Here is a 25115-nt window from a genome sequence, read left to right on the forward strand (position 1 = left end):
TGTCTGCAGAAGCGATCAGGCGGCGCGGCGCTGATGCCGGCCTTCCTCGATCTCCTCGACGATCTTCGCCACGAAGGCATCGAGATCGCCGGGATTGCGCGAGGTGATGATAGCCTGATCCGTGACCACGGCCTCGTCGCGCCAGTCGGCACCGGCATTGATCATGTCGGTCTTGATCGAGGAAAAGGAGGTCGCCTTGCGACCCTTGACGGCGCCAGCCTCGATCAGAAGCCATGGGCCGTGACAGATAGCGGCGACCGCCTTGCCGGAATTGACGAAGGTCTTCACCACGTCGACGGCCTTCTGCTCCTTGCGCAGGAGGTCGGGATTGATCTGGCCGCCGGGAATGACCAGAGCGTCGAAGTCATCGAGATTGACCTCTTCCAGGGTGAGGTCGACATCGACGGTGTCGCCCCAGTTATCCTCGTCCCAGCTCTTGATCGGCGCCTTTTCCAGCGAGGCGATCTTGACCTTGGCGCCCTTGGCGGTGAGCTGTTCCAGCGGCACGCGCAGCTCGGAGCGCTCATAGCCATGGGTGGCGAGAATGAGGATGCGGGCGGAAGTGATGGAAGGCATGGGATATCCTTGTCGTTGGGTTTTTCTCATCGAGGATGACAAGGAAACGACGCCGCCGCCGCATCGTTCCGGGAAAAACGCACGTTCCTCCTTCCGAAGGTGTTGCCGCCCGGCTTTCGCTTTGCTAATCAGGCCGCGATTTGCAGCGCATCTTTTCCGCCTGCAACTCTGTTGGGGCGTCGCCAAGCGGTAAGGCACCGGTTTTTGGTACCGGCATTCCCAGGTTCGAATCCTGGCGCCCCAGCCATTGTCTAAGCCACCACTCATGTCTCGGACAATCAGCCCTGACCAAGTCCTCGCGTCCGCCACGCTGCATGACCACCGTGGGCATCTCCCGGCTTACCTGCCGCAAACGGCTGACCTGCAAAAATCCATAACTTGACTGAAATTGTTATATATTGCATGCCCATGCGGCCTTTGCCGTAGTTGATCCTACCCTGCATCCGCCGCCCGCCAGCGCCATTGATCACCCGGCAGACCTTGCAGGAACTTCGCATGCTGAAACAGTTTTTCGCCTATTATCGCCCGTGGAAAGGCCTTTTCTGGCTGGATTTTTCCTGTGCTGTTGTCTCCGGCCTCCTGGAGCTTGCCTTCCCGCTTGCCGTCACCGCTTTCATCGACAGGCTGCTGCCGACCGGCAACTGGACGCTGACGCTGATGGCCTCCGCTGGCCTGCTCGCCATCTATGTCGTGAATGCGGCCCTCATGGCCATCGTCATCTATTGGGGCCACAAGCTCGGCATCAACATCGAAACGTCGATGCGCGCCAAGGCCTTCGAACATCTGACGACGCTCTCCTGGCGCTGGTATGATACGGCCCGCACCGGCAAACTGGTGGCGCGCGTCACGCGTGACCTGGAGGAAGTGGGCGAAGTCGCCCATCACGGGCCGGAAGACCTGTTCATCGCCATCATGACCTTTGTCGGCGCTTTCATCCTGATGCTCAACCTGCATGTGGAGCTCGCGCTGGTCACGGCGCTCATCGTTCCGGGCACGGTTGCCATCGTCTCGATCTATGGCAGCCGCATGACCCGCACCTGGCAGGAGATCTATGGCCGCATCGGCGCCTTCAACGTTCGGCTGGAAGAAACGATCGGCGGCATTCGCGTGGTCCAGGCCTATGCCAACGAGGATCATGAGCGGAAACTCTTTGCGAAAGACAATGCCCGCTATCGCAAGACCAAGCTCGACGCCTACAAGGTCATGGCCGCCTCGTCCTCGCTGCATTACATGGGTATGCGCTTCGTCCAGGTGGTGATCATGGTGATCGGCTCGGCCTATGTGCTCTCGGGCGCCATGACGACCGGCAGCTTTGTCGGTTTCCTGCTTCTGGTCGGCGTCTTCTTTCGCCCGCTCGACAAGATCAGCGCCGTCATCGAAACCTATCCGCGCGGCATCGCCGGCTTCCGCCGTTACCTGGATCTGCTCGCCACCGAACCTGAAATCACCGACAGCCCGAACGCCCGCCCGGTCTCGACGCTATCAGGCGAGATCATCTTCTCCAACCTCTCCTTCGCTTTCACGCCCGGCCGCCCCGTCCTGCACGACATTTCGCTGCATGTGAAGCCGGGCGAGACGATCGCCTTCGTCGGTGAATCCGGAGCCGGAAAATCGACGCTTCTGTCACTTTTGCCGCGCTTCTACGAGCCGACCTCGGGCACCATCACCATAGACGGTCTGGCGCTGCCGGACATGACTGTCGAGAGCCTGCGACGCCAGATCGGCCTCGTCTCGCAGGATGTCTTCCTGTTCGGCGGAACACTGCGGGAAAACATCGTCTATGGCCGGATCGGTGCCAGCGACGAAGAGGTGCTGGAGGCCTGCCGCCGTGCCCAGTTGTCGACCATGCTGGAAAACCTGCCGGAAGGTCTGGACACCATCGTCGGCGAGCGCGGCATCATGCTATCAGGCGGCCAGAAGCAGCGCGTCGCGATCGCCCGCGCTTTCCTCAAGGATCCGCCGATCCTTTTGCTCGACGAGGCGACCTCGGCCCTCGACAGCACGACGGAGCGCGAGATCCAGTCGGCACTGGAGGAACTTTCCAAAGGCCGCACGACGCTCGTCGTCGCCCATAGGCTCGGCACCATCCGCAATGCCGATCGTATCGTCGTCATGCAGCAGGGCCGTATCGTGGAAGTCGGCAACCATGCCGAACTGATGAAGCGGGAAGGCGCCTATGCCAGGCTCGCTGCCTGACGGAGCGTGGGTGGGGCTCCTCTGCCCGGGGCCTCATCTGTAATCGATGGCTGGTTTGGCCCCTGATCGAGCCGGTCGGTCGATGTGTCAATGTGGGCTCACGGCAGGCGCAGTTCACCGCAGTTTCGATCAGAACCTAGTGCAGGCGGCGGGGATCGCGCGGCTGAGATGCCGCCGATAACCCGCCGGGAGTTTTCTCCCGATGGCCCAACTGCAGCCGTCCACATAAGCGCGCTTCGGACCAAGGACGGCTTACGCGCCTAGGCCATCCGGGCATATTGCAGCGCAAGCCGCATGCCGGCGGTTTCGACCACCGGCACTTCAAACCCGTAGATCGCCTCCAGCACCTCTGTCCGCATGATCTGATCGGGCGTGCCATCGGCTTCGATCCGGCCATGTTTCATGGCAATGATCCGGTCGGCGCTCGCCGAGGCATGGTTGATGTCATGCAGCACGATGACGATGGTGCGGCCAGTCTCGTCGGCGAGCCGGCGCAGCTCCAGCATCAGCTGGCGGGCGTGATACATGTCGAGATTGTTCAAGGGCTCGTCGAGCAGGATGTAGTCGGTCGCCTGCGCATAGGTCATCGCCACCATCACCCGCTGCCTTTGGCCGCCGGAGAGACGGTCGAGCGAGCGGTTGGCGAGCCCTTCGAGCTCGAAACGGGCAAGCGCCTCCTCGACCATCGCCTTGTCCTCGGCCGTCATCCGCCCGCCGCTATGCGGAAAGCGGCCGAAGCCCACCATTTCGCGTACGGTGACGCGTGGCGGCGGGCCGGAATCCTGGCGGAGGATCGCGAGCTTTTTGGCGAGCACCTTGCCGGGTGTCGAGCCGACCTGCAGTCCGTCGATGGTGATGGACCCCTGTTGCACCGGCAGCAGCCGGGCTGCGAGCGAGAGCAGCGTCGATTTCCCAGCACCGTTTGGGCCGACCAGAGCGGTGAGGCCACCCCTCGGCAGAACAAGGTCTATGCCGTCGAGCACGCGCTGGCCCTCGCGATCGAGGCTGACGGATTGGATTTCGATCATCGGGTGCGCCTCGCAAACAGAAGCAGAATGAAGACAAGGCCGCCGACGAAGTCGACGACGACAGAGAGCGTGCCGGCCTGACCAAGCCCGTGCTGCAACAGCGTCTGTCCGCCGACGAGCACGATCACGCCGAGAGCGGAGGCAACGACGAAGACGGTGCCATGCCTGCGCGAGGATGTGAGCCGTTCGGCAAGCGCTGCGATCAGCAGGCCGAAAAAGGTGACGGGGCCGACGAGTGCTGTGGAGACGGCGACCAGCAGTGAGACGGTGATGAGCTGCACCAGCACCACCCGGTTCCAGTCGAGACCGAGGCCGATCGCCGTGTCGCGTCCGAGTGCGGCGATATCGAGCAGATGGCGACGCGAGACGAGGAAGGCGCCTGCGATCGCGGTGACGAGGGCTGCGATGGCAAGCAGATCCGTATTCGGCGCGGAGAAATTCGCATACATCGCGCGTTGCGCCACCGCGAATTCCTGCGGATCGATCAGCCGGGCCAGAAGATTGGTGAGGCTGCGGAAGAGCCCGCCGATCACGACGCCGGCAAGCAGCATCAGTGTCAGGTCCATCCGGCTTTTCAGCGCCGGCCAGAGGATGAGCATGGCGAGCAGCATCAGGGCTGGTGCCTCCATGCCGAACTTCAGATGCGGCGAGAGCGAGACATAACCCAGCCCGCCAAGCGCAAAGACGAGGGCTGCCTGACCGAACTGGTAGAGCGCGTCGAGCCCCATGATCGACGGGGTGAGGATCCGGTTGCCAGTGATCGTCTGGAAGGTGACGGTCGAGAGCGCGATGGCAACCGCGACGGTCACAAGTGCTGCAAGCCGGATGCCGCGCAGCTCCAGCGCAAAAGCGATATTGCCGCGCAGGTTGACCGTCATGAAGGCGATGATGGCCAAGAGCGCAAGACAGATTAGAAGGCCAATCACGATCCGGTCACGCATCGCGGCGCTCCCGAAGGATGAACCAGAGGAAGACCGCAGGTCCGATCACGCCCATCACGGTGCCGACGGGGATCTCGTATGGAAAGCGCATGACGCGGCCCGCAATATCGGAGGCGAGAACGAGGATTGCCCCGCCGAGCGCCACGAGCGGCAGCGTGCCGCGCAGATTGTCGCCCGAGATACGCGAGACGAGATTGGGCACGACGAGGCCGACAAAGGGGATGAGCCCGACGACAACGACCGAGAGCGCCGACATGACAGAGACCAGCACCAGCCCGATCTGGGTCATGCGGCGATAATCGATGCCGAGGCTGGTCGCCTGGTCCTCCCCGAGCGCCATGATCGTCAGCCGGTCGGCAATCACGATGGCAGAGCCGACGATGATGACGGCGACGAAGAGCAATTCGTAGCGGCCCTTCAGCACGCCGGAGAATTCGCCATTGGTCCAGATGTCGAGATATTGCAGGAGATCACTCTGCCAGGCGACATAGGTGACGGCAGCCCCCACCACGCCGCCATAGACAAGGCCGAAAAGCGGTACGAGATGCGGCTGTTCCGGCGGCAGGCGATGGGCGGTCGCGAGGAAGAGGGCTGTGCCCGCAAGCGCAAAGCCGCTGGCGACGAGGGCCTTCACACCAAGGCCGGCGGCCGGCAGGAACAGTGTCACGATCAGGATGCCGAGCGCCGCACTCTGGGCGGTGCCAGCCGTCGAGGGCTCGACGAAGCGGTTGCGCGTCAGCGTTTGCATGATCTGGCCGGCAACCGCCAACCCTGCGCCGCAGAGCACGGCGGAAAGCGTGCGCGGCAGCCGGCTGATGGCCATGAGATCGGCAAAGGGCATCGCCCCGTCACTGCCGGAGAGCGACAGCTCCTGCACGCCGATGGCGAGGCTCAAGACGACGAGAAGCGCCAGGCAGAGCCCGGCGCCAATCATCACGCGGCGATGTGGTCTATCAGCGATGGCAGACATCACTGGCTGGCGGAGAAACCGGCCTCGATCGTCGCCAGCACCCGTTCGGTGGCCTTCAATCCGCCGGCTGCAATGTAGAAATCCGCCGACGGCAGATAGATCACCTGACCGCTCTTCCAGGCCGTGGTCTCGGCGACCAGCGCATTGTCGAGCGTCGCCTTGGCATTCTGGTCGTTGGCGCCGATGGCGGCGGCCCGGTCGAGCACCAGCAGCCAGTCCGGATTGGCCTTGGCGATGAATTCGAAGGAGACAGGCTCGCCATGGGTGGCGGCCTCGACATCCTCGACCGCTGCCGGCAGGTCGAGCGCCTTGTGCACCCAGCCGAACCGGGAATCGATCCCGTAAGCGGTGATCTTCGGCCCGTTGGTCATCAGGATCAGGCCTTTGCCCTTGCCCTGAACGGCGGCCTTGGCGCGGGCGAGCGCTGCGTCGAAATCGGCGACGGCTTTTTCGGCCTCTACCTGCTTTCCGAGGATCGCGCCATAGGTGAAGGCCCGCTCGCGCGCCTGCTCGATCACGTCGACACCGTCCATGGTCATGTCGAGGGAGGGCGCGACCTTGCCCGTTTCCTTCTCCTTGCCGGAGGAGCGACCGCCGACGATGATAAGGTCGGGCTCAAGCGCACTCAGGGCTTCGAGATCCGGCTCGAATATATCGCCGACGACCTCGGTCTTGCCCTTCAGGTCCGAGAGTTCCGGCAGATACAGGTTTTCCGGAACGCCCGCCGGCATGACTCCGATGGCCAGCAGCGTATCAAGCGCGGCAATGTCGAAGACGGCGACCTTCGACGGTGTTCCCTCGACAGTGACCTTGCCGGTATAGGTCTCGACATCGAGTGCCAGCGCCGGCAGGGCGGCAAGGGTGAGGCCGGCGGCAATCAGCGCGCGGCGGGTAAAGGGGCGGATGGTCATCGCAGTCTCTCCGAAACGTAAGCAGGTGGTCGTGGTTTAGCCTCGCGCCTTCAGGCGCGATGCAGTCTTGTTGTCAGAAGGTCGCCTTGACGGAGAGAAGGAAGCTTCGCCCCTTCTCGTGAAGCGGCGTCACATTGCCGAATTCCTGGCCGTAGGTTGCGCGGCTCGCATAGGTCTCGTTCAGCAGGTTCTGCACCTCCGCGCGAAACGTCATGTGCGGCAGTTGCTCGGGTTTCCATTCGCCATAGAGGTTCACGACCTCGTAGGATCGGTAGGTCGCATCGCCGGAGGTGTATTCCGGCGCTATCTCGACATCGCCGCCGATGGTCACACCCCAATCGGCAAAGCTATGGCCAGCCGAGAGCACGATGATGTCGCCGACCGGCGTGGTCAGGTAATTGCCGGTATCGGAATCGGCCGGACGGCCGTCGATCTCGGCCTCGACATGCGCATACTTCACCTTGATGAAGCCGTCGATCCAGTCATAGCCCGCCGCAAGCTCGAAGCCCTCGGTCTCCACCTCGTAGTTCTGGTTGGCGAGCGCCACCGCGAATTTGGCAACGCGGGCATTGTGGATACGGCTGCGGAAAAGGCTCGCTTCCGCCGTGAAACCATCGTGATGGAATTCGAGACCGGCCATCAGGTTGTCGGCGGTCGTCACCTCCGGCCCTGCCGCGCCATAGGACCAGCCGGGGTTCATGATGAAGGCTTCCGCCAAGGGAATGCCGGCCCAGACATGCGAGGCGCCGGCTTTTGCCGTGAGGACGCTCGTGAGGTCGTATTCGATCGCGGCATTGCCGCTCAGGCCCGCATGATCCCATGTCTGGCCCGTGGTGCCCTCGAACCATTGCCGATCGGCCCGCCCGCCGAAGGACAGTCGCATGGTGTCGAACGGCTCGAGACGGGCCTGGGCATAGACCCCGATATTCCGGGCCGTCTCTGCCGCATCCTCCGCGTCGCGTGCCGTATCGAGCTCGATCCGGTCGCTGTAGAAATCGAGACCGGCAACGAGATCACCATTCTCGAGCGCGAACCTGTTCTGCACGCGTCCGTTCAGGCTTCCGCTTGCGCCCCGGCCCGCATAGGACGCCGGGTTGCCGCTGCCGTCATCGAAATAAACAGGCGTTTCGACCGCGCTGTGGCTATAGGCGAGTCGAACCAGCGGATCCCACCAGCCTTCCGGCGTGGTGTCGCTATAGGTGAAGACGGTGTTGTCCCGGTCGAGCTTGTAGTTTCTGTAGCGCGGTTCCCAGCTGCGGCCGGTGGTCACCACGCTGGCATTGGCGCGGAATGGCCGCTCGGCATCGTCGCGGATGCGCTCGTGGCTGATCTCGAAACGCTCGCCGCTCTCCGCTTCGTAGGCGAATTTGCCAAGGCCGCTCAAAAGGTTGGTCGCGGTGCCGCGGACCTCCTCGCCATTGCCGGCCTGGTAATTCTCTCCCTTGCCATAGTTGAGAAAACCGAGGAATTCGAACCCGTCCTGCATCGCCCAGCCACCGAGCCCGGTGGTGAAGGTCTGGGCATTGCTGTCATAGGTCTCCGACACCAGTCCCCCGAAACCATCCACGGGCAGCAGGTCCTTCACGGTCCGGGTCTCATAGGCGATCGAGCCGGTAAGTGCGCCGGGACCACCATCGGCCGGCGCGATGCCGGCGTCGATGGTGACGCTGCGCAACAGGGCGGGGTCGATCAGGTTGGTAGCATTGTGGTGGAAGACGCGGTTGTTCTGCCGGCTGCCGTCGATGGTGACGGCAAGCGTCGTCTCTTCGAGGCCGTTGACGAAAACCTTCTGCGAGGTCGCGATCGAGCTTCCGACGCTGACGCCCGCCGTGTCGCGAAAGACATCGGCGATGTCGGACGGATTGCGCTCCGCAAGCGCTTCGGCGTCAACAGTGACTGTGCTGACGCCGCCTTGGATCCGCCGATCCGTGACCTTGATCTCGTCGATCACGGTCGAACCATCCGTCGCGGAGATATCGTCGAGCAGGGCGGGCGACGTGGCGCCGATGACGACGACGCCATCCTCGATGCGATAGGCAAGGCCGGTTCCGGTGAGCATTTGCGCGAGCGCCGTGTCCATCGTCAGGGCGCCGGAGACGGCGGCCGAGCGCGTGTGGCGGGCAAGCTCCGCCGCGAGCGACACCTGCAGCCCTGACTGCTGCCCAAAGGCGCGCAATGCGTTCGCAAGTGGCTGTGCCGGAATGTCATACGCCTGCACGGTCTCGCTACCGGCTGCCGTCTGCGCCGCGACTGGCAGGCTGGAGGCCCCCGCCAGAAGCGAAAGCGCGCAAGCCGTCCCCGTCAGCCGGCGGCGCAACGCCGCGCTGATCAAGGCGTCCTGCTTCGCGGGCAGTCTCGTCGAACGCATACTCATTTCCATGCAGAAACCGATCTGGGCTCTGCTTAGATGAAAATACGAGTAATTCAGACAAGTTTTTCAGTGTCGTCCGAATTTTTTGCGTCTGGTATGCCTCTTTCCATCTAGTCGATTGATATTGAACCTAAAAATTATCGACTGGAGATGATCCGCAGATAGGGCGAGGCCTTGCGGACCTGCAGCCCGAAGGGTGCGACAAGCGCCATCAGCGCCTTGTCGGGATCGCTGAGATCATAGAGGCCGGTCACCCTCAAAGCGGCAATGTCGCTTTCGGGCATGACGATCCAGCCGGAATGCTGGCGCTGGATGAGCGCCACGACGTCGCCCAGCGGCTGGTCGGTGACGGCAAGCTTTCCCGTCCGCCAGAGCGCGATGTCGGCGGGGTCGACCTGGCTGCGCTCCGCCTTGCCATCGGCACGTTCGACATTCACGACGTCGCCGGGCTGGAGCGTTAGTTCTGTGCGGTCTTCTGCCGCCTCTGGCGTCAGAGCGATCGCCCCATGCGCCAGTTCCACCCGCGTGCCGTGACCGGTATCGCGCACGCTGAAGGCCGTGCCGAGCACGCGGACCGATGCATCCGGCGCCGCGACGACAAAGGGGCGGGCGGTATCGCGTTCGACTTCGAAAAACGCCTCGCCGGAGATGAGACGGACATGCCGCGCGCCTCCGTCGAAGTCCTCGGCCAGCGCCGTTTCAGGGGCGAGCGTCACCTTGGATCCATCCGCCAGCGTCACGATCTGCGTCTCGCCGGCCCCGGTGCGGAAATCCGCCTCGAGGCGTGTCTGGACGGTAGGAGCAACGAAAACTGCGACCAGTGCCGCAGACATCAAGGTGGTGGCCGCCAGACCGAAGCCGCGGCGCGAGAACCGCCAGCCGTGCCTAGATGTGGATCGGCTCGGGACGGCGGCGATGACCGGCAGAACAGGTTCCGGCGCGGCAGTCGGCATGTCGCCGAGCACCGCCCAGGTGCGACAGATCCGGGTCCAGGCTCCGGCATGGGCCTCAGAGGCTTCCAGCCAGTCTTCCCAGGCCGCGATCAGCGTCGCATCCGTCGGCGCCTCGTTGAGGCGCATCAGCCAGTCCATCGCGTCTTCGAGAAGCCGCTCCTGCTGCTGCTGCTGTGGATGATCCGTGACGCTCACCGGCCGACCGTTCCCTGACTGCTGCGTTCCTGTCTCGCCACGACGGCACGCGATCCGCCGTCACCGCACGACATGGCCGCACCTATCGCACCTTTATCCGTGCCTATTGAAGATACGATCGACGCCCTGGTTTTTTTCATCTTTCCCCCGCCATTTTTCAGTGTCGCCCCCATCAATGGCTCGCCCGATCCATGGAGAGCGCGATCTTGACCATGCCGCTGCGGATCAGCCGATGGGCCGTCGCAACCGAAATCTTGAGTTCGCCCGCAATCGCCTCCAGCGTCCAGCCTTCGATGCGGTAGAGTTCGATCGCCCGGCGCATGTCCGCAGGTAATCCCTTTAGCGCCTCGCTGGCGACCCGTGCCTGATCGGCGAAAAGCACCGTCTCCTCGGGCGAGCCCGGATCTTGCGGCAGGATCCAGAAGGGCGGATCGACATCGCGCCCGCGCGTCTCGACATTGCGTCGCTTCAGCTGATCGAAAGCGAGATTGCGCACGATGCTGTAGAGATAGGCGAGGATCTGGCGCGGCGCATAGCCGACGCCATCCTCCGGCTTCAGCCGCAGAAAGGCATCTTGCACGATGTCTTCCGCTTGGTCACGCGAGCCCAAGAGCCGGGCTGCATAGCTCACCAGGGCCGTTCTGTTCTCGAGGAAAACCTCAAGGGGGCTCTTGGTTTCTGCGCCCATCTTGCGTTCGGTGTCGCCAGTTTAAATGTGAGAATAAAAGGAAGCTTTCGCTTAGCCGATTAATCCGGGTGATTCAATCACACTGACGGCCTGCCCCGGAGGTGCGCTCCTCGGTGGCGCAAACCCTCATATTTCCAGCATTTCTGCTCAATTCGCGCCGTGCCTTGCCGCTTTTGTTCCATCAGGCTCCCACAGACTCAGTTAATCTGAACTTCCATAGGGGATTCGTCTATGGGGACTGCATGGCACATCTTGCCGAGGGTGAGATCGCAATACCGCGCATTGCGCGCATCGAATGGCTGACCGTCGCATTGGCCTTTTTGATCTACGGGGGATTTATCGCCCTCACTTATTTCTGGCGCGACATTCCGCTTCTGATCCTTGTGCCCTTGGGGGCCTGGCTGATCGCCTGGCATGGGTCGCTGCAGCACGAGGTGATCCACCATCATCCGACCCGCCATCAATGGCTCAACGATGCGATCGGGTTTCCGCCGATTTCGCTTTGGCTGCCCTATCATGTCTACAGAGAAAGCCATCTTGCCCATCACCGCGACGAACACCTGACCGATCCGATCGAGGACCCGGAATCCTACTATTTCACCCGAGCAGACTGGGAGCGTTTCGGCTGGGCTGGTCGGACGCTGTGGGAATTCAATCTGACCCTGATCGGCCGCCTGACGGTGGGTCCGGCGATCATCCTCGCTTCCTTCCTCTGGCACGAGGCGATCAAGGTGATCCGCGGCGAGGGCGATAGCCGGCGCCTCTGGGCCTGGCATGGTGTCGGTATGGCCATCGTGCTCTGGTGGGTGCTCATCGTCTGCGACATGCCTTTCCTGCTCTTCTTCTTCGGCTTCGTCTATTCCGGCACGGCGCTGTCTCGTCTGCGCTCCTATGCCGAACACCGCTTTGCCGACAATCACGAGGAGCGCACGGCGATCGTCGAGAGAAGCCCGCTCTTCGGCCTGCTCTTCCTCTACAACAACCTGCATGTGCTGCATCACCGCGTGCCGGCGCTGCCCTGGTACATGCTGCCCGGCATCTATGAGCGGCACCGCGATTTTCTCGTGCGGCTGAACGGTGGTCTGGTCTATCGCGGCTATTTCGATGTCGCGCGCCGGTTCCTTTTCAGGAAACATGACGCTCCGACCCATCCGAGGCACTCCTGACCGCGCGTCCTGACAACAGGCTTGCGAGCCTGCGGATGTATGTCGCGCCATCCGTGGTGGCAGAGGCGCAGCGGGTGCTCTGGGCCTTCCTGCGCGACCATCTGCGCAGTGCAGGCATGGTCGGCCTGCCCGAGATCCTGGACGAGATCTTGCCCCACCACGAGGCCTGGCTCGATCCGCGCCTCGTCCTTGCTCAGACCTGCGGCTTCCCCTTCGTCAAGCATCTGAAGGGCAGGGTCCGCCTCGTCGCCACCCCGGTCTACGAGGTGCCGGGCTGCTCCGGCGCTGACATGTCCAGTTTCATCATCGTCAGAGAGAAGGACGCCCCGGCAAACCTTGCAGCCTGCCGCGGGCTGAGGGCCGCGATCAACGAAACCGGCAGCAATTCCGGCTACAATCTGCTGCGCGCGGCAATCGCCCCCTATGCCGGCGGCCGCGCCTTCTTCACCGAAATCCTTGAGACCGGTGGCCATCTCGCGAGTATCGAGGCTGTTCGCAGTGGTGAGGCCGATCTCGCGGCGATCGACTGCATCACCTATGATCTCCTGCGCCGCCATGTCCCGGAACGGATCGGCGGCCTTGTCATCCTCGCTGAGACCCCGCGCGGCCCCAATCTGCCCTTCATCACCAGATTGTCGGCCTCGGATCATGAGATCGACTTACTCCGCGCCGCACTGAAGGCCGCCATCGTCGCACCCGAACTTGACAAGGTCCGTCAAACCCTCGGGCTGAAGGACGTGACGGTGCTGGACGAGAGCGCCTACGACATCCTGCTCGCGCATGAACAGGCGGCGATCGCAGCGGGCTATCCGGATCTGCGCTAGGCTTCCTTCCGAGACCGTGGCAGTTCGGGAGCACCCGTTAACTCAAAGCTTCACCTTCACCGGGCGCCAGACGATGGTCTCCGGCGTACGGTCGTAAGGGTTGTCCATCAGGGTGATCTTGCAGTTGCGCGTGTCACATTGCTTGCAGCGGAACTTCAGCGAGAAGGGGTCGCGGCCGTGGCCGTAGAAGCTTGCGAGATCCTTGGCGAGAAACCGACCCTGGTTCTGACATTCACGACAGGTGGCAACCACCAGCATGTTGTGGCGAAGCGCTTTTCCAAGGGTATCGATCGTCTGGGTCATGATCGTGATCTTGAACAAAACAAGAACATCGTCAAGTGCGCAAATGATCACGAAATGCTGCTGCCCCTGGTTTCCAAGGCTTTTTCAAGGGCGACGAGAATTACAACGCGTTATTTCTCTCGTCAGCTAGATCACTGAAAATTAACCATAAATTCTGCGGTCTGTAAGGTAACTGTTAACCTTGATCTTCCTATAAAGGGGGGCTTCCACCAAGGTAGTGCGTCGCGAAGCGCTCGGTTTCTGTATTGCGTATCGGGGAGGGCGTCATCCACGGCGTCCTCCCGCGCACGCCCTAAACCGGGTGTTCAGAGGGCATGAGGCCCCGGCGGCGATTGGTGCACGGCCCATGCCACGAAGCCCGTCTGGTTGGACCGGACCTGGAAAGAAAAAGCCTCCACGCCATGCTGGCGGGAGGCTTTTCCATTTTCTGGAGTGCGCGGCGGGGATCAGCTCGCCGTCAGGAACTCCGCGCAGTAACTCTTGCCGCCATTTGTGCCCGGACGGTCGACGACCGTGCGAACGCTGCGGATAATGTAGTCGGAGGAGACCGTCAGCTGGACTTCGCAGCGCAGATACTCCGTGCGCGCGCGGGTCAGCATCTTGCCCCTTTTGCCGTCGCCGAGATCCTCGTATGTCGCGGGCACGACCCGGGTCTTGAAGCCGCCGCGCCAGGTATAGAGTGTTGCCGTACCGGAGGCCGCATCCGAGACGGGCGGTCCGAACTTGGCGAAGAAGGCCCCGGCTTGCTGCCCGTTCCAGCGCGTTTCGATCTCGTTCGTCGGTGCTCCACCCACCGTCGTGCAGCCTGCAGCAGCCAGGCAAAGCGCTGCGATCAGACCCGTCGTCGTGCTTTTCAGCAAATTCATTGTCACTGTCCCTTGAACCCATGAGGGCCGTCGTCGGCGCCATGCCGCCGGGCGCATTCGGCCCACACCTGCTTTACTGCGAAACCGGCGCAGACGAAACGGTCGTGACTCCTTGTGCCGTGCAATTTTTCCAAAGGTGACTTCCCCGCAACGCCGCGCCGCAGTCCGGCGCGCCGGGCGGTGCTCGTGCCAGGTCAAAGCCTCGTCACCGCGGACTCTTCTGGTAATGAATTCAGCAACATGCAGACCCTGTCACGAAAACTTCAACTTTCTAGCCGCTTTTTTCGTTTCCCTGCTTGTGCAACGAAAATCGCTGGTCTATAGAAGCGCCGCTGGTCACGGAGTGTAGCGCAGTCTGGTAGCGCACCACGTTCGGGACGTGGGGGTCGAGTGTTCGAATCACTCCACTCCGACCAGTTTAATTTCCCGAAATTTCCCCACTTGTCCCTGATATAGAACTGCCCGCAGTTGATCTGCGGCGTCGGCTGTCCGTATCTCTCGTCCGGTCAAGTTGTATATCTTGCAAACAGTGGTAGCGGATACACTTCCCCAATTTCGCTCCTGGATGGGGATTGCCTCTGCAAGTCATTGCTGAGGAAGGAAGATTAGGCTATCTTGAATTGTATTCGACGAGGCGGGCGGGGGTGTTTGGTCCGGCCGAGGCTGCCACCAATGATTGCAATCAAACTGGTCGGGTGAGCATGATCCCAGGGACGAGAAAACGTCGTCAGCGCCAGGACAAGGTGACCCTTTCCGACGTGGCGCAAAGGGCCGGTGTCAGCGCGATCACCGTGTCCCGCGCCTTGCGCGACCCGGAAAAAGTCTCGCCGCAGCTGCGCGACACGATCCTGACGGTTGTCGAGGAGATGGGCTATGTGCCCGATCTTGCGGCCCGCGCCCTTGCCAGCAAGAACAGCGGTCTCGTCGGCGTGCTCTCGCCCGGCCTGACCAGCCACGCTTTCCTCGCCCTCATCCGCGGCATCGAGGACCGCGTTCGTCCCTCCGACCTGCGCATCCAATATGCCAACGCCGACAGCAACAGCGAGGATCAGCTACGCCAGCTGCGCTTCTTCATGTCGCAGAACCCCGCCGGCCTCATCCATGTCGGCCAGATCGGCGATCCCGCGATCGACGATCTCCTGCGTCGCGCGCCGTGCCCCGTGGTCGAGATCATGGATGTCAGCCGCCAGCCGACGGATATGGCAATCGGCATCGATCACCGTCTGGCCGCCGAAACGGCAACCCGGCATCTGCTTGCGAAGGGCTATAGGCGCATCGCCATGCTGGGTGGTGCCTGGGATTTTCGTGGCCGGCGCCGGCAGGAGGGCTTTCAGGCCGTGCTGGAGGAGGCCGGGCTTTTTGATCCGGCCCTCGTGCTTTCGATCGACAGCAGCACAAGCGTAGGCCTCGGCTGTCATTTGCTGGATCGGCTGAGAAACGAGTTTCCGGATGCCGATGCCGCCTTCTGCCACAATGACGATATTGCGCTCGGCGTGTTGTTCGAATGCCAGCGGCGGGGGCTTGCCGTCCCCGGTGATTTCGGCATCTGCGGCTTCAACGATCTCGAATATGCCGGCTTTGCCTTTCCGGCGATCACGTCGGTGCGCGTTCCCCGCTACGAGATCGGCTACCGCGCCGTGGACATGATCATCCGCGCCTCCGGATCGGGAGCCTATCCGGCAAAGGTCGTCGATCTCGGCTATCAGCTTGTGTCGCGGGGATCGACGGCCCGCGACGGATGACACCAGGGTCGTCCGCGCGGGCACGTGTGTCTGGGCCGCTCAGGCAGCCCTGTTCATCCGGAAGGCAGCCGCGCCGGACTGCTGGTCGCCGAGATTGAACTGCCCGATCATGCCGCGCAGCTTGTCTGTTTCCGTCGACAGCGTCGAGGCGGCGGCACTGCTTTCCTCGACCATGGCCGCGTTCTGCTGGGTCATCTGGTCCATGCCGTTCACGGCGCTGTTGACCTCGACCAGACCGGACGACTGTTCGCGCGCCGCAGTGGAAATGGCAACGACATGGTCGTTGATCTCGACGATGAGCTGACTGATCGATTTCAGCGCCCCGCCGGTGTCGCTGACGAGCTTCACGCCAGAAGCGACTTCCGTGGCCGAATTCTGAATGAGATCCTTGATCTCCTTGGCAGCCTTGGCTGAGCGCTGGGCGAGTTCGCGGACCTCCTGGGCAACGACGGCAAAGCCGCGACCGGCCTCACCGGCACGCGCCGCCTCGACACCGGCATTCAGCGCCAAGAGGTTGGTCTGGAAGGCGATCTCGTCGATCACGCCGATGATGTTGGAGATCTTCGACGAGGAATCCTCGATGCGGCTCATCGCATCGACGGCATGAGCCACGACGTCGCCCGACTTTTCGGCGCTTGCCTTGGCCGAGCCGGCGACGGTTCGGGCCTCCTGCGCACGCTGGGCGGACGAGCCGACATTGGCGGTGATTTCCTCAAGCGCGGCGGCCGTTTCCTCGAGATTGGCCGCCTGGCTCTCGGTGCGCCGTGAGAGGTCGCCGACGCCTTGGGTGATTTCCCGTGTCCCCTGGCTGATCAGCTCGACACTGGCCGAGATTTCCCGGAAGGTGTCGCAGAGCTGCGAAACCGATCGGTTGAGATCGTGACGCAGGAATTCGAATTCGGCGGAGAAGGGTTCAGTCAACTGGAAGCCGAAGTCACCGGAACAGAGGCGTTTCAGCGCATCGCCGAGCGAGCTCACGGTCCGTACGCGCGCGGTGACATCGGTCGCGAACTTGACCACCTTCACCACCTTGCCGTGGATGTCGAGGATCGGGTTGTAGGAAGCCGAAATGATGACTTCCTTGCCTCCCTTGGTCATGCGCGGGAACTCAGCGGCGACATACTGGCCATCACGCAGCGTCTGCCAGAACTTCTTGTATTCCTCGGAATTGGCATGCGCCTTGTCGACAAACATGCTGTGGTGCTGCCCGATGATCTCCGCCGGCGAATAGCCCATCAGGTTGAAGAAGTTCTGATTGGCACTCGTGATCTTGCCATCGACGGTAAACTCGATGATTGCCTGTGAGCGAGAGATCGCGGCAATCTGTGCTGCATAATCGACATTCAGCAGGCGCGCTTTGGCGTCGGCCCATTCGACCACGAAGCCCACCGTTTTCGAACCTTCCTTGAGCGGTGTGACGAGCAGGTCGAATACCCGGTTGCCGACGGTGATCGTCGCGCTGTGGCGGTTCTTCAGCGCGGCCAGCATGTTGCGCTGATGCGAGGGGTTCTTGTGAAACACGTCGATATTACTGCCGATCAGGCTCGCAACGCTGAACTTCGGCAATTCCTTCTTCAGGTCGGCTTCGGCCTCCTTGAGCAGCTCCATGACGGCGGGGTTCATATAGGTGATGTTGAGATTGGCGTCCGCCACCATGACGTTTGCCTGGAGCGCATCGAGCGCCAGGGTCTTGGCAACAGTTCGTGCATTCGAGAAGCCCGGAAATCCCATGTGTCCTCCAATCGCCCAGCAGCCCCTCCGCTGGTTCCGCGAAAATCAGATGGAGGTAAAATGCATACAAAAAATAAATGAAGAGCTAAAATATGAATGCCTTGTCTATCTTTCATGCGAAATCTTGTAATGGCCGTTGCCGACAATGCTGGACCCGGGTCGGACGGGGCAGCGAGAAACAGGCTGGACGATCCGGCGGCGAACGAACTCGCAGCCTTGCTGGGGGACGGGGCGTCAGGAAGAAGGGAAACCTGAGTGCGAGGTGAGGGCTGCGCTCACTCGGCCTTCGGAAGCGCCGGGGCGGCCGTTGCCAGAGCGTCCAGGAAGACATCCATATTGGACATGAAGGAGACGCCAGCCATCGGAGCGAGGTTCGCGTAAGCCGCCCCGCCGATCCAGATGTCGATGTCGGGCGAAAGTGCCGATCGCAGCGCCTGCAGATGGCGCTGCAAGCCTGCCTTGCGTCCGGTGAGGGCACTCAGACAGACGCAGGAGGCGTCACGCCGATGGGCTGCATCGGCAATTTCGCTGGCCGGCAGGCTTGCCCCAAGAAACAGCGCATTCCAGCCCCTGAGCCGCGCGAGCAGGGTCGCGACCAGCGCCCCGATGTCGTGATCCTCCTTTTCCGGGGTCGTGGCAACAAGGCGCGGTGCATCGGGTGGTGGCATCGGGCATCGGTCGAAGAGCCCGCCGAGGATACGCTTGATATGCGCCGTCGTCATGTGCTCGGCCGCGATCGATACCTCGCCCTCGGCCCACATGGAGCCGATTTCGCGCATCAGCGGCAAGGCGGTGGCCCGAATGAATTGCTCGGGCGCCTCGGTTTCGGCGCGGGTCTGCAACAGCGCCTGCAGACGATCGCTGTCCAGAGCCTGTATGGCGTCGATGATTTCCGAAAGCGCCTGACGGGCTGCCAACTCGCATTCGAGCCGCAACAAGGCCTCGTTGGAGAGGGGAACGAGCGAACTGATCCGATAGCCGCCGTCGCTGCAGGACTTCAACAGCCGCAGCCGTTCCACCTGTTCGCGTGTATAGAAGCGCCGTCCTGTAGGGCTGCGCTCTTGAGGCTCGATCCCGTAGCGCCGTTCCCAGGCATGCAGCAGAAGTTTCGAGATCCCGCTCGTGGCAAGCGTTTCGGCCAGGCCGATCAACACTTCCCGTTCCTGCTGCCTGTTGCGATGCATGCCGGCCCCTAGCTGATTTGCATCGTATATTAGCGTGTCATTTCAGGAAGAAAAGCAGGTTGGCAACAGCGGCTCGAAACGCAAACGGCCCGCGCAAGGCGAGCCGTTCTCAATCGGGTGTAGCGGTTCAGCCGAAAAGCGGCCGATCAACCGTCGATATCGTCGAGCAGTTGCCGTGCCGCACTTGTCGTCACGCGGCGTGTCTCCACCTCGTCGCGCCGGTTGGCGAGCAGCTCGGTCGCCAACAGCTGTTCGGCGAGATCCGCCGGCAGCGACAGGATCACACGCCCCTCATGGGCGTTGAGCCCGCCGAGTTCGGTGCGCTTGGCGGTGATCATCCCGCCAGCCACCGTATTGTTGGTGTCCGGATCGATCAGGATGAAGGCGCCGGTGCCGCGGTTCAGCTCGTAAGGGTCAAAGATCGCCGTCTCGTCAAAGGAAAGATGCACCTTGCCGATCGCGTTCATCTGCAGCATGTCGGCTGACTGCCACTTTCCGGACTTGAGATCCAGCTGCTGTACCGGCTCGACCTGCACGCGCTGGCGGCGCGAGCCGGCCTTCAGCCAGTAGCGCTTGCCGGGCACGATGCCATCGGGCTGCAGGGCCACGATCTGGGCGTCGAAGGCAAGGCCCGTCTGCGGCTGGGCATCGAGCGAGACGATCATATCGCCGCGCGCCACGTCCACCTGGCGGTCGAGCACCAAGGTGATCGCATCGCCGGAAACGGCGGCGTTGCGCACGAGGTCGAAGGTGACGATCTGCTTGACATTGGCGACCTGGCCGGAGGGCAGGATGGCGACGCTGTCGCCGGGCTTCACGGCACCGCCGGCAACCGTGCCCTGATAGCCGCGGAAGCTCTCACCCGGACGCGAAACGCGCTGGACGGGCAGGCGGAAGCCGGTCGACTGGCCGGAACGCAGCGTGGCGAGTTCCAGTGTCTCGACCAGCGTCGGTCCTTCATACCACGGGATCACCGATCGCGCGGAATAGACGACGTTTTCGCCCTTCAGCGCCGACATCGGGATCGCGGTCACCTGGCGCACGCCGAGCGACAAGGCGAGCGCCTTGAAATCGGTGCTGATCTGGTCGAACACGGCGCGGTCATAAGCCACGAGGTCGAACTTGTTCACCGCCAGCACGAACTGCTTGATGCCCATCAGTGAGGCGATGGTGGCATGGCGGCGTGTCTGCTCGAGCAGTCCGGCACGGGCATCGACCAGCAGGATGGCGAGATCCGCCGTCGAGGCGCCGGTTGCCATGTTGCGGGTGTACTGCTCATGGCCGGGCGTGTCGGCGACGATGAAGGAGCGGCGGTCGGTGGCGAAATAGCGATAGGCGACATCGATGGTGATGCCCTGTTCGCGCTCCGCCTGCAACCCGTCGAGAAGCAGGGCGAAATCGGGCAGGCCAAGGTCGTTCTGCTGGCCGCTATCACGACGCAGCGTCGCCGCCTGGTCTTCCTTGACGGCCTTGGTATCCCACAGCAGACGCCCGATCAGCGTCGACTTGCCGTCATCGACGGAGCCGCAGGTGATCAGACGCAGCGGACGGCTGTCGCGAATGACCGCTGCGGCTTCGGCGTGCGGCACCTCGAGGATTTCGGCGGCGAGGGCGGTGTTGGCTTGAGCGGTCATCTCAGAAATATCCTTCGCGCTTCTTCTTTTCCATCGAACCGGCCTGGTCGCGGTCGATGGCGCGGCCCTGGCGTTCGGAGACGGTGGCGATTTCGAGTTCGGCGATCACCTCGTCGAGGGTGGTCGCATGGGAGCGGATGCCGCCGGTGAGCGGCCAGCAACCGAGGGTGCGGAAGCGCAGCATGCCTTCCTGGATCTGTTCGCCGGGCAGCGCTTCGAAGCGCGGATCTTCGGCCCACATCAGCATCCCGTCCCGCTCCACATACTTCTGCTTCTTCGCATAATAGAGCGGCGGCAGTTCGATGTTTTCGGCCTGGATGTAGCGCCAGATGTCGACCTCGGTCCAGTTCGACAGCGGGAAGGCGCGCACGCTTTCACCGCGGCGGATCATGCCGTTATAGATGTTCCAGAGTTCCGGGCGCTGGTTGCGCGGATCCCATTTATGGTCGGGCGTGCGGAAGGAATAGATGCGCTCCTTGGCGCGGGAGGCTTCCTCGTCGCGGCGCGCGCCGCCGAAGGCCGCGTCATACTTGCCGGCATCGAGTGCTTGGCGGAGCGCCTCCGTCTTCATCACGTCGGTATGATAGGCCGAGCCATGGCTGAAGGGACCGATGCCTTCTTCCTTGCCGCGCGGATTGGTGTGTACGATGAGGTCGAGATCGAACTTCTCCGCCGTCGCATCGCGAAACGCGATCATCTCGGGGAATTTCCAGCCGGTGTCGATATGCAACAGCGGGAAGGGCACACGACCGGGGAAGAAGGCCTTGCGCGCCAGATGCAGGAGCACCGACGAGTCCTTGCCGATCGAGTAGAGCATGACCGGCTTTTCAAACTCGGCCGCCACTTCGCGGAAGATATAGATCGCCTCATTCTCCAGCGCCTTCAGATGCGGATCGAGCGGCGGCTTGGTGATCGGGTCGCGCGAATGCGGATCGAATTCGGATGTGTGCGTGTGCATGGTCTCTGTCTGCCTTGATGGCCATCGACGATGGCATTTCGTGGCACCCCCCTCTGCCTGCCGGCATCTCCCCCACAAGGAGGGAGACCGAAATCCGCTTCCCTAGCGCCCAGTCCAGGCAGGGAGGCGAGTGGCTGGCGCCCCGCTCTCCCCCCTTGTGGGGGAGATGTCACGGAGTGACAGAGGGGGGTGAATTCTAAAGTCTCAACTCAAGCCGGCGTTGGCACCAGAGACGTCGCCGCCTCCGGCACATGCAGGCCGCATTCGCGCTTCTCGTCATTCTCCCACCACCAGCGGCCGGCGCGCTCCGGCTCGCCAGGCTTGATTGCCCTTGTGCAGGGCTCGCAGCCGATCGACGGATAGCCTCGGGCATGCAGCGGATTGATCGGCACGCTTTCGGCTTCGACATAGGCGTTGATGTCGTCGAGCGACCAGTCGGCCAGCGGGTTGACCTTGATCAGGTCGCGCTCGGCGTCATATTCGGCAAAGGGCGTGGTTGCCCGGTTGCCGGATTGCGAGCGGCGCAAGCCCGTGATCCAGAAGCGGGCGCCTGACAGCGCCTCCGCCAGCGGAACCAGCTTGCGCACATGACAGCAGGCATGCCGCGCTTCGACGCTTTCGTAAAAGCCGTTCAAACCAAATTTCGCCGCATAGGCGTCGATGTCGTCCTGGTGCGGATGGAAACGCTTGATGGCGATGCCGAAGCGCTCTTCGGTCTCGGCGATCAGGTCGACCGTTTCCTTGAACAGCCGCCCGGTCTCCAGCGTCGAAACATCGATCGGTAGCTGGCCAAGCCCGATCGCTGCCGTGATCACCTGATCCTCGATGCCGAGCGACGTCGTGAAGACGGCGCGGCCATCGAGGCTCGCTACGATGCGCAGGCGTTCGGTGAGGTCTGCGGATGCGAGTTGCTGGTCCAGTGCCCTGGCCAGGTCTGCGGAGGTGTTGATGGTCATGTCGGTTCCCTGCTCAGTCGTGCCATTATCCAGCATGAGCGGCGGGGCGGACAGAAATCGACATGCGCGGAGGCGCGGACAAAGAGCAAATATCTCTCTCTCACGCGCCTATCGCGGCAATTCGTGCCGCAGCGTCGAAATGATCCGTGGAATGCCATGGCAAATTGCGCTATGGCCGGACCCACGATTGTGGCACCGGTTCTGGCAGATTTAGACGCTCGATGATCACACAGAAAGCCAAATACGCGCTGAGGGCGCTGACACTCCTCGCTCGCGCAGAGCCGGGCGAGCCGATCCAGATTCCCGATATCGCCGACCGCCAAAAGATCCCGAAGAAGTTTCTCGAGCAGATCATGCTGGATTTGAAACGTGGCGGCATGGTCGAAAGCCGGCGTGGAAAACAGGGCGGTTATCTGCTGCACCGGCCGGCAAGCGAGATCACCTATGGCGAAGTGCTGCGCCTGATCGACGGTCCCGTCGCACCCTTGCCCTGCCTTTCGCTCACCGCCTATCGCCGCTGCGAGGATTGTGATGGCGAGACCGATTGCGAGATCCGCCGGGTGTTCGCTCGCGTGGCCGACGAGACCCGGGCGGTGCTGCTCTCGACGAGCCTTGCGGATGCCGCAGGCGAAGTCACCGAACCTGCCCACTGAAAGGGACAGGCCGAAAGTCCTTCACGATATCAAAAAATGCAAAAAAGGCCCCGGGACCGAAGCCCCGAGGCCCACCACGCACCCTTGAATCAGGAAGCGTTGGAAACAGTGCGGTTAACCAGGGTCACCGTCTTGTCGGCGTTGACCTTGTAGACTTCGCGAACGTCGCGGCCGTCACCGTTGGAGAAGGTGTGGAAGAAGGTCGAACCGGCGGGTGCCTTTTCCAGCTGAACATTGGCGTTGTCATAGGTGATCGAGCCCGGGATCGGCTGGACGGCTGCAAAAGCGGCCGAACCGGCTGCGAGGGAAATGAGGGCTGCAGAGATGATGGTCTTCATGATCGTGTTCCTTGTGTAGCGTTGGGTTGGCGGCGGCCCGGTTGGGGGGAAGGGGGAGGGGAAACCGAGCCTGCCGTCGAAGGGTGTTGCGTCCTGGGAGGCGCGCTGATTACGAAGCGTTGGAGATCGTGCGGGTGACGAGGGTCACCGTCTGGTCGGCGTTGACCTTGTAGACTTCGTTGACGTCACGACCGCTGCCGTCTGAGAAGGTGTGGAAGAAGGTCGAACCGGCGGGAGCCTTTTCGAGCTGGGCGTTCGGGTTGTCATAGGTGATCGAGCCCGGGATCGGCTGGACGGAAGCGAAAGCGGCCGAGCCGGCTGCGAGCGAGATGAGGGCTGCAGAGATGATGGTCTTCATGGTGATGGTCCTTTGTGCGTTTTGTGGGCGGCGGCTCAGTGTCAGAGGGGAGGGGCCGAGCCTGCCGCCGAAGGGTGCGTCCTGGGAGGCGCGCTGATTACGAAGCGTTGGAGATCGTGCGGGTGACGAGAGTCACCGTCTGGTCGGCATTGACCTTGTAGACTTCGTTGACGTCACGACCGCTGCCGTCTGAGAACGTGTGGAAGAAGGTCGAACCAACAGGTGCCTTCTCAAGCTGTGCGTTCGGGTTGTCATAGGTGATCGAGCCCGGGATCGGCTGGACGGAAGCGAAAGCGGCCGAGCCGGCTGCGAGGGAGATGAGGGCTGCGGAGATGATGGTCTTCATGGTGATAGTCCTTGTGTAGCGTTCTTGTGGGGCGGCGGCTCGGGGCGGTGGAGTGGGCCAAGCCTGCCGCTGGAGGTCTTCACGTCTTGGGAGGCGTGTTGGGTTGATGCGCTTCGAGATTACGAAGCGTTGGAGATCGTGCGGGTGACGAGGGTCACCGTCTGGTCGGCGTTGACCTTGTAGACTTCGTTGACGTCACGACCGCTGCCGTCCGAGAAGGTGTGGAAGAAGGTCGAACCGGCGGGCGCCCGCTCCAGCTGGACGTTCGGGTTGTCATAGGTGATCGAGCCCGGGATCGGCTGGACGGAGGCGAAAGCGGCCGAGCCGGCTGCGAGGGTGATGAGGGCTGCAGAAAGAATGGTCTTCATGGTCAGGTTTCCTTATCTAAGATTGAGTTACGCCTCAGGTTATCAGCTCTAGATTGTGGTCATGGGTAGCGTCTACCCTTGATGGGGATCGTCCTGCGTGCCGTCAGTCGTTCGACGTCGAACGGGAGACGAGGGAGACGGTCCGGTCTGCATTCACCTTGTAGATCTCATGGACTTCCGTGCCGTTGAGATGGAAGGTGTGGAAGAAGTTCGAACCGGCGGGTGCCTGTTCGAGCCTTGGCTGCGCACCGCCATAGGTGATTGAGCCTGGGACTGGCTCGATCGCGAAAGCGGCCGAAGCGGCTGCGATGGTGGTCAGGAGTGCTGCTGCGATGGTCTTCATTGTGTTGGCCTTTAGAACCTTGCGTAATCGAACTGCTCGGTTCGATGAGATGTATTTGGCGTATTGCGATTGGGAAATCAATACCCCTTTGCGCACAATCGAACTGATTGGTTCGGTGAAAGTGCCCGGTATCATGGAGGATACTTGAATGAAGGATTGAGGAAAAACAGCGGGTTAGGCTGGAAAGACACCGTCATTTAACTATGACATACAACGATTATTTTTTGTCACAATCACCCTTTTGTGACGATGATGTGGGGTAGGGAGGCGAGGGGCAGGTCCTCCAATCACCCTGATTGATCGCTGACTGACGGCCACCGGGCAGGCCCTGTGAAGCGCAGGCGCGACTGCCATCACGAGATCGCCGATTGCCAGGCATTGCTGAGCACTCGGTCCACGTCGACCGTCCGCGAGGATGGCTCCGCCATTTCGTCCGTTGCCGATATGGCGGGAGATTTCCCCATGATCGATGACCTTGCCAGCCTGTCCATTCTGTCGCCGCCACCTCTTTCGAGC

25 protein-coding genes and 2 tRNA genes are annotated in these 25115 nt (G+C 62.3%); 7 read left to right on the forward strand and 20 right to left on the reverse strand.

All coding sequences use genetic code 11. The features are described from left to right. Positions 1-15: 15 nt before the first annotated feature. Positions 16-576 (reverse strand): type 1 glutamine amidotransferase domain-containing protein, encoded by a 561-nt coding sequence (locus D4A92_RS12665; protein ID WP_203013653.1) that lies wholly within the window; start codon positions 574-576, stop codon positions 16-18. A 172-nt stretch (positions 577-748) separates the two neighbouring features. Here D4A92_RS12665 and D4A92_RS12670 point away from each other — a divergent pair. Further along, positions 749-823: transfer RNA gene (locus D4A92_RS12670), tRNA-Gln, on the forward strand. Positions 824-1071: 248 nt separating this feature from the next. Further along, positions 1072-2772 (forward strand): ABC transporter ATP-binding protein, encoded by a 1701-nt coding sequence (locus tag D4A92_RS12675; RefSeq protein WP_203013655.1) that lies wholly within the window; start codon positions 1072-1074, stop codon positions 2770-2772. A gap of 260 nt (positions 2773-3032) precedes the next feature. On the opposite strand, the gene D4A92_RS12680 is transcribed toward D4A92_RS12675, so the two are convergent. From D4A92_RS12680 to D4A92_RS12710, 7 genes are all read right to left on the reverse strand, one after another. Further along, positions 3033-3800, reverse strand: coding sequence for an iron ABC transporter ATP-binding protein (locus D4A92_RS12680; protein WP_203013657.1), 768 nt, complete (start codon positions 3798-3800; stop codon positions 3033-3035). Then, entirely contained in the window at positions 3797-4741 is a 945-nt protein-coding gene (locus D4A92_RS12685; RefSeq protein ID WP_203013658.1) for an iron chelate uptake ABC transporter family permease subunit, read from the reverse strand. The genes D4A92_RS12680 and D4A92_RS12685 overlap by 4 nt, the downstream gene beginning before the upstream one ends. Continuing rightward, the gene (locus D4A92_RS12690; RefSeq protein WP_203013660.1) at positions 4734-5711 is read right to left on the reverse strand and encodes an ABC transporter permease; all 978 of its coding nucleotides are present in this window, start codon (positions 5709-5711) and stop codon (positions 4734-4736) included. Before D4A92_RS12690 ends, D4A92_RS12685 begins: the two co-directional genes overlap by 8 nt. Next, a complete protein-coding gene (locus D4A92_RS12695) occupies positions 5711-6622 on the reverse strand; it encodes a siderophore ABC transporter substrate-binding protein (protein ID WP_203013662.1) in 912 nt (303 codons plus the stop codon). Before D4A92_RS12695 ends, D4A92_RS12690 begins: the two co-directional genes overlap by 1 nt. A gap of 73 nt (positions 6623-6695) precedes the next feature. After that, positions 6696-8990, reverse strand: a complete 2295-nt coding sequence (locus tag D4A92_RS12700; protein ID WP_203013664.1) for a TonB-dependent receptor — start codon at positions 8988-8990, stop codon at positions 6696-6698. A gap of 140 nt (positions 8991-9130) precedes the next feature. Continuing rightward, on the reverse strand, positions 9131-10141 hold the full coding sequence (locus D4A92_RS12705) for a FecR family protein (protein WP_203013667.1): 1011 nt from the start codon (positions 10139-10141) through the stop codon (positions 9131-9133). 172 nt (positions 10142-10313) lie between these two features. Then, positions 10314-10829, reverse strand: a complete 516-nt coding sequence (locus tag D4A92_RS12710; protein ID WP_203013671.1) for a sigma-70 family RNA polymerase sigma factor — start codon at positions 10827-10829, stop codon at positions 10314-10316. Positions 10830-11071: 242 nt separating this feature from the next. Here D4A92_RS12710 and D4A92_RS12715 point away from each other — a divergent pair, with 242 nt between their 5' ends. Further along, a complete protein-coding gene (locus tag D4A92_RS12715) occupies positions 11072-11995 on the forward strand; it encodes a fatty acid desaturase (protein ID WP_203013673.1) in 924 nt (307 codons plus the stop codon). A 35-nt stretch (positions 11996-12030) separates the two neighbouring features. After that, positions 12031-12819, forward strand: coding sequence for a phosphate/phosphite/phosphonate ABC transporter substrate-binding protein (locus D4A92_RS12720; RefSeq protein WP_203013675.1), 789 nt, complete (start codon positions 12031-12033; stop codon positions 12817-12819). 42 nt (positions 12820-12861) lie between these two features. Here D4A92_RS12720 and D4A92_RS12725 read toward each other — a convergent pair whose 3' ends face one another. Together D4A92_RS12725 and D4A92_RS12730 are read right to left on the reverse strand one after the other, a co-directional pair. Further along, positions 12862-13122, reverse strand: coding sequence for a hypothetical protein (locus D4A92_RS12725; protein ID WP_040300825.1), 261 nt, complete (start codon positions 13120-13122; stop codon positions 12862-12864). A 446-nt stretch (positions 13123-13568) separates the two neighbouring features. Beyond that, positions 13569-13988 (reverse strand): hypothetical protein, encoded by a 420-nt coding sequence (locus D4A92_RS12730; protein WP_203013678.1) that lies wholly within the window; start codon positions 13986-13988, stop codon positions 13569-13571. Between the two features lie 339 nt (positions 13989-14327). Here D4A92_RS12730 and D4A92_RS12735 point away from each other — a divergent pair. Further along, positions 14328-14404 (forward strand) — tRNA-Pro (locus D4A92_RS12735). Positions 14405-14689: 285 nt separating this feature from the next. Then, complete coding sequence (locus D4A92_RS12740) at positions 14690-15730, forward strand: LacI family DNA-binding transcriptional regulator (protein WP_246753939.1); 1041 nt, start codon at positions 14690-14692, stop codon at positions 15728-15730. A gap of 39 nt (positions 15731-15769) precedes the next feature. Here the strand turns inward: D4A92_RS12740 and D4A92_RS12745 are convergent, their stop codons facing one another. The 5 genes from D4A92_RS12745 to D4A92_RS12765 all read right to left on the reverse strand — a co-directional run bounded on the left by D4A92_RS12745 (position 15770) and on the right by D4A92_RS12765 (position 22193). Beyond that, positions 15770-17461 (reverse strand): methyl-accepting chemotaxis protein, encoded by a 1692-nt coding sequence (locus D4A92_RS12745; protein ID WP_203013680.1) that lies wholly within the window; start codon positions 17459-17461, stop codon positions 15770-15772. A 275-nt stretch (positions 17462-17736) separates the two neighbouring features. Then, positions 17737-18645, reverse strand: a complete 909-nt coding sequence (locus D4A92_RS12750; RefSeq protein ID WP_203013682.1) for a MerR family transcriptional regulator — start codon at positions 18643-18645, stop codon at positions 17737-17739. Between the two features lie 146 nt (positions 18646-18791). After that, positions 18792-20279 carry a sulfate adenylyltransferase subunit CysN gene (gene cysN / locus D4A92_RS12755; protein ID WP_203013684.1) on the reverse strand — a complete coding sequence of 496 codons (1488 nt, stop codon included), beginning with the start codon at positions 20277-20279 and terminating at the stop codon, positions 18792-18794. A gap of 1 nt (position 20280) precedes the next feature. Further along, a complete protein-coding gene (gene cysD, locus D4A92_RS12760; protein WP_203013686.1) occupies positions 20281-21237 on the reverse strand; it encodes a sulfate adenylyltransferase subunit CysD in 957 nt (318 codons plus the stop codon). 209 nt (positions 21238-21446) lie between these two features. Next, positions 21447-22193, reverse strand: coding sequence for a phosphoadenylyl-sulfate reductase (locus D4A92_RS12765; protein ID WP_203013688.1), 747 nt, complete (start codon positions 22191-22193; stop codon positions 21447-21449). A gap of 221 nt (positions 22194-22414) precedes the next feature. Between D4A92_RS12765 and D4A92_RS12770 the strand changes: the two genes are divergently transcribed. Continuing rightward, entirely contained in the window at positions 22415-22846 is a 432-nt protein-coding gene (locus tag D4A92_RS12770) for an RrF2 family transcriptional regulator (RefSeq protein WP_203013691.1), read from the forward strand. A gap of 89 nt (positions 22847-22935) precedes the next feature. Here D4A92_RS12770 and D4A92_RS12775 read toward each other — a convergent pair whose 3' ends face one another. From D4A92_RS12775 to D4A92_RS12795, 5 genes are all read right to left on the reverse strand, one after another. Further along, the gene (locus D4A92_RS12775) at positions 22936-23184 is read right to left on the reverse strand and encodes a hypothetical protein (RefSeq protein ID WP_136538455.1); all 249 of its coding nucleotides are present in this window, start codon (positions 23182-23184) and stop codon (positions 22936-22938) included. 109 nt (positions 23185-23293) lie between these two features. Continuing rightward, a complete protein-coding gene (locus D4A92_RS12780; protein WP_203013693.1) occupies positions 23294-23542 on the reverse strand; it encodes a hypothetical protein in 249 nt (82 codons plus the stop codon). Between the two features lie 97 nt (positions 23543-23639). Further along, positions 23640-23888, reverse strand: a complete 249-nt coding sequence (locus tag D4A92_RS12785; protein WP_203013695.1) for a hypothetical protein — start codon at positions 23886-23888, stop codon at positions 23640-23642. Positions 23889-24007: 119 nt separating this feature from the next. Next, positions 24008-24256: a hypothetical protein gene (locus D4A92_RS12790; protein WP_203013697.1), complete on the reverse strand. Its 249-nt coding sequence runs from the start codon at positions 24254-24256 to the stop codon at positions 24008-24010. A 103-nt stretch (positions 24257-24359) separates the two neighbouring features. Next, the gene (locus D4A92_RS12795; protein ID WP_203013699.1) at positions 24360-24599 is read right to left on the reverse strand and encodes a hypothetical protein; all 240 of its coding nucleotides are present in this window, start codon (positions 24597-24599) and stop codon (positions 24360-24362) included. Positions 24600-25115: the final 516 nt, after the last annotated feature.

Origin of the sequence: Rhizobium rosettiformans, from assembly GCF_016806065.1 — a bacterium.
GTDB lineage: Bacteria > Pseudomonadota > Alphaproteobacteria > Rhizobiales > Rhizobiaceae > Allorhizobium.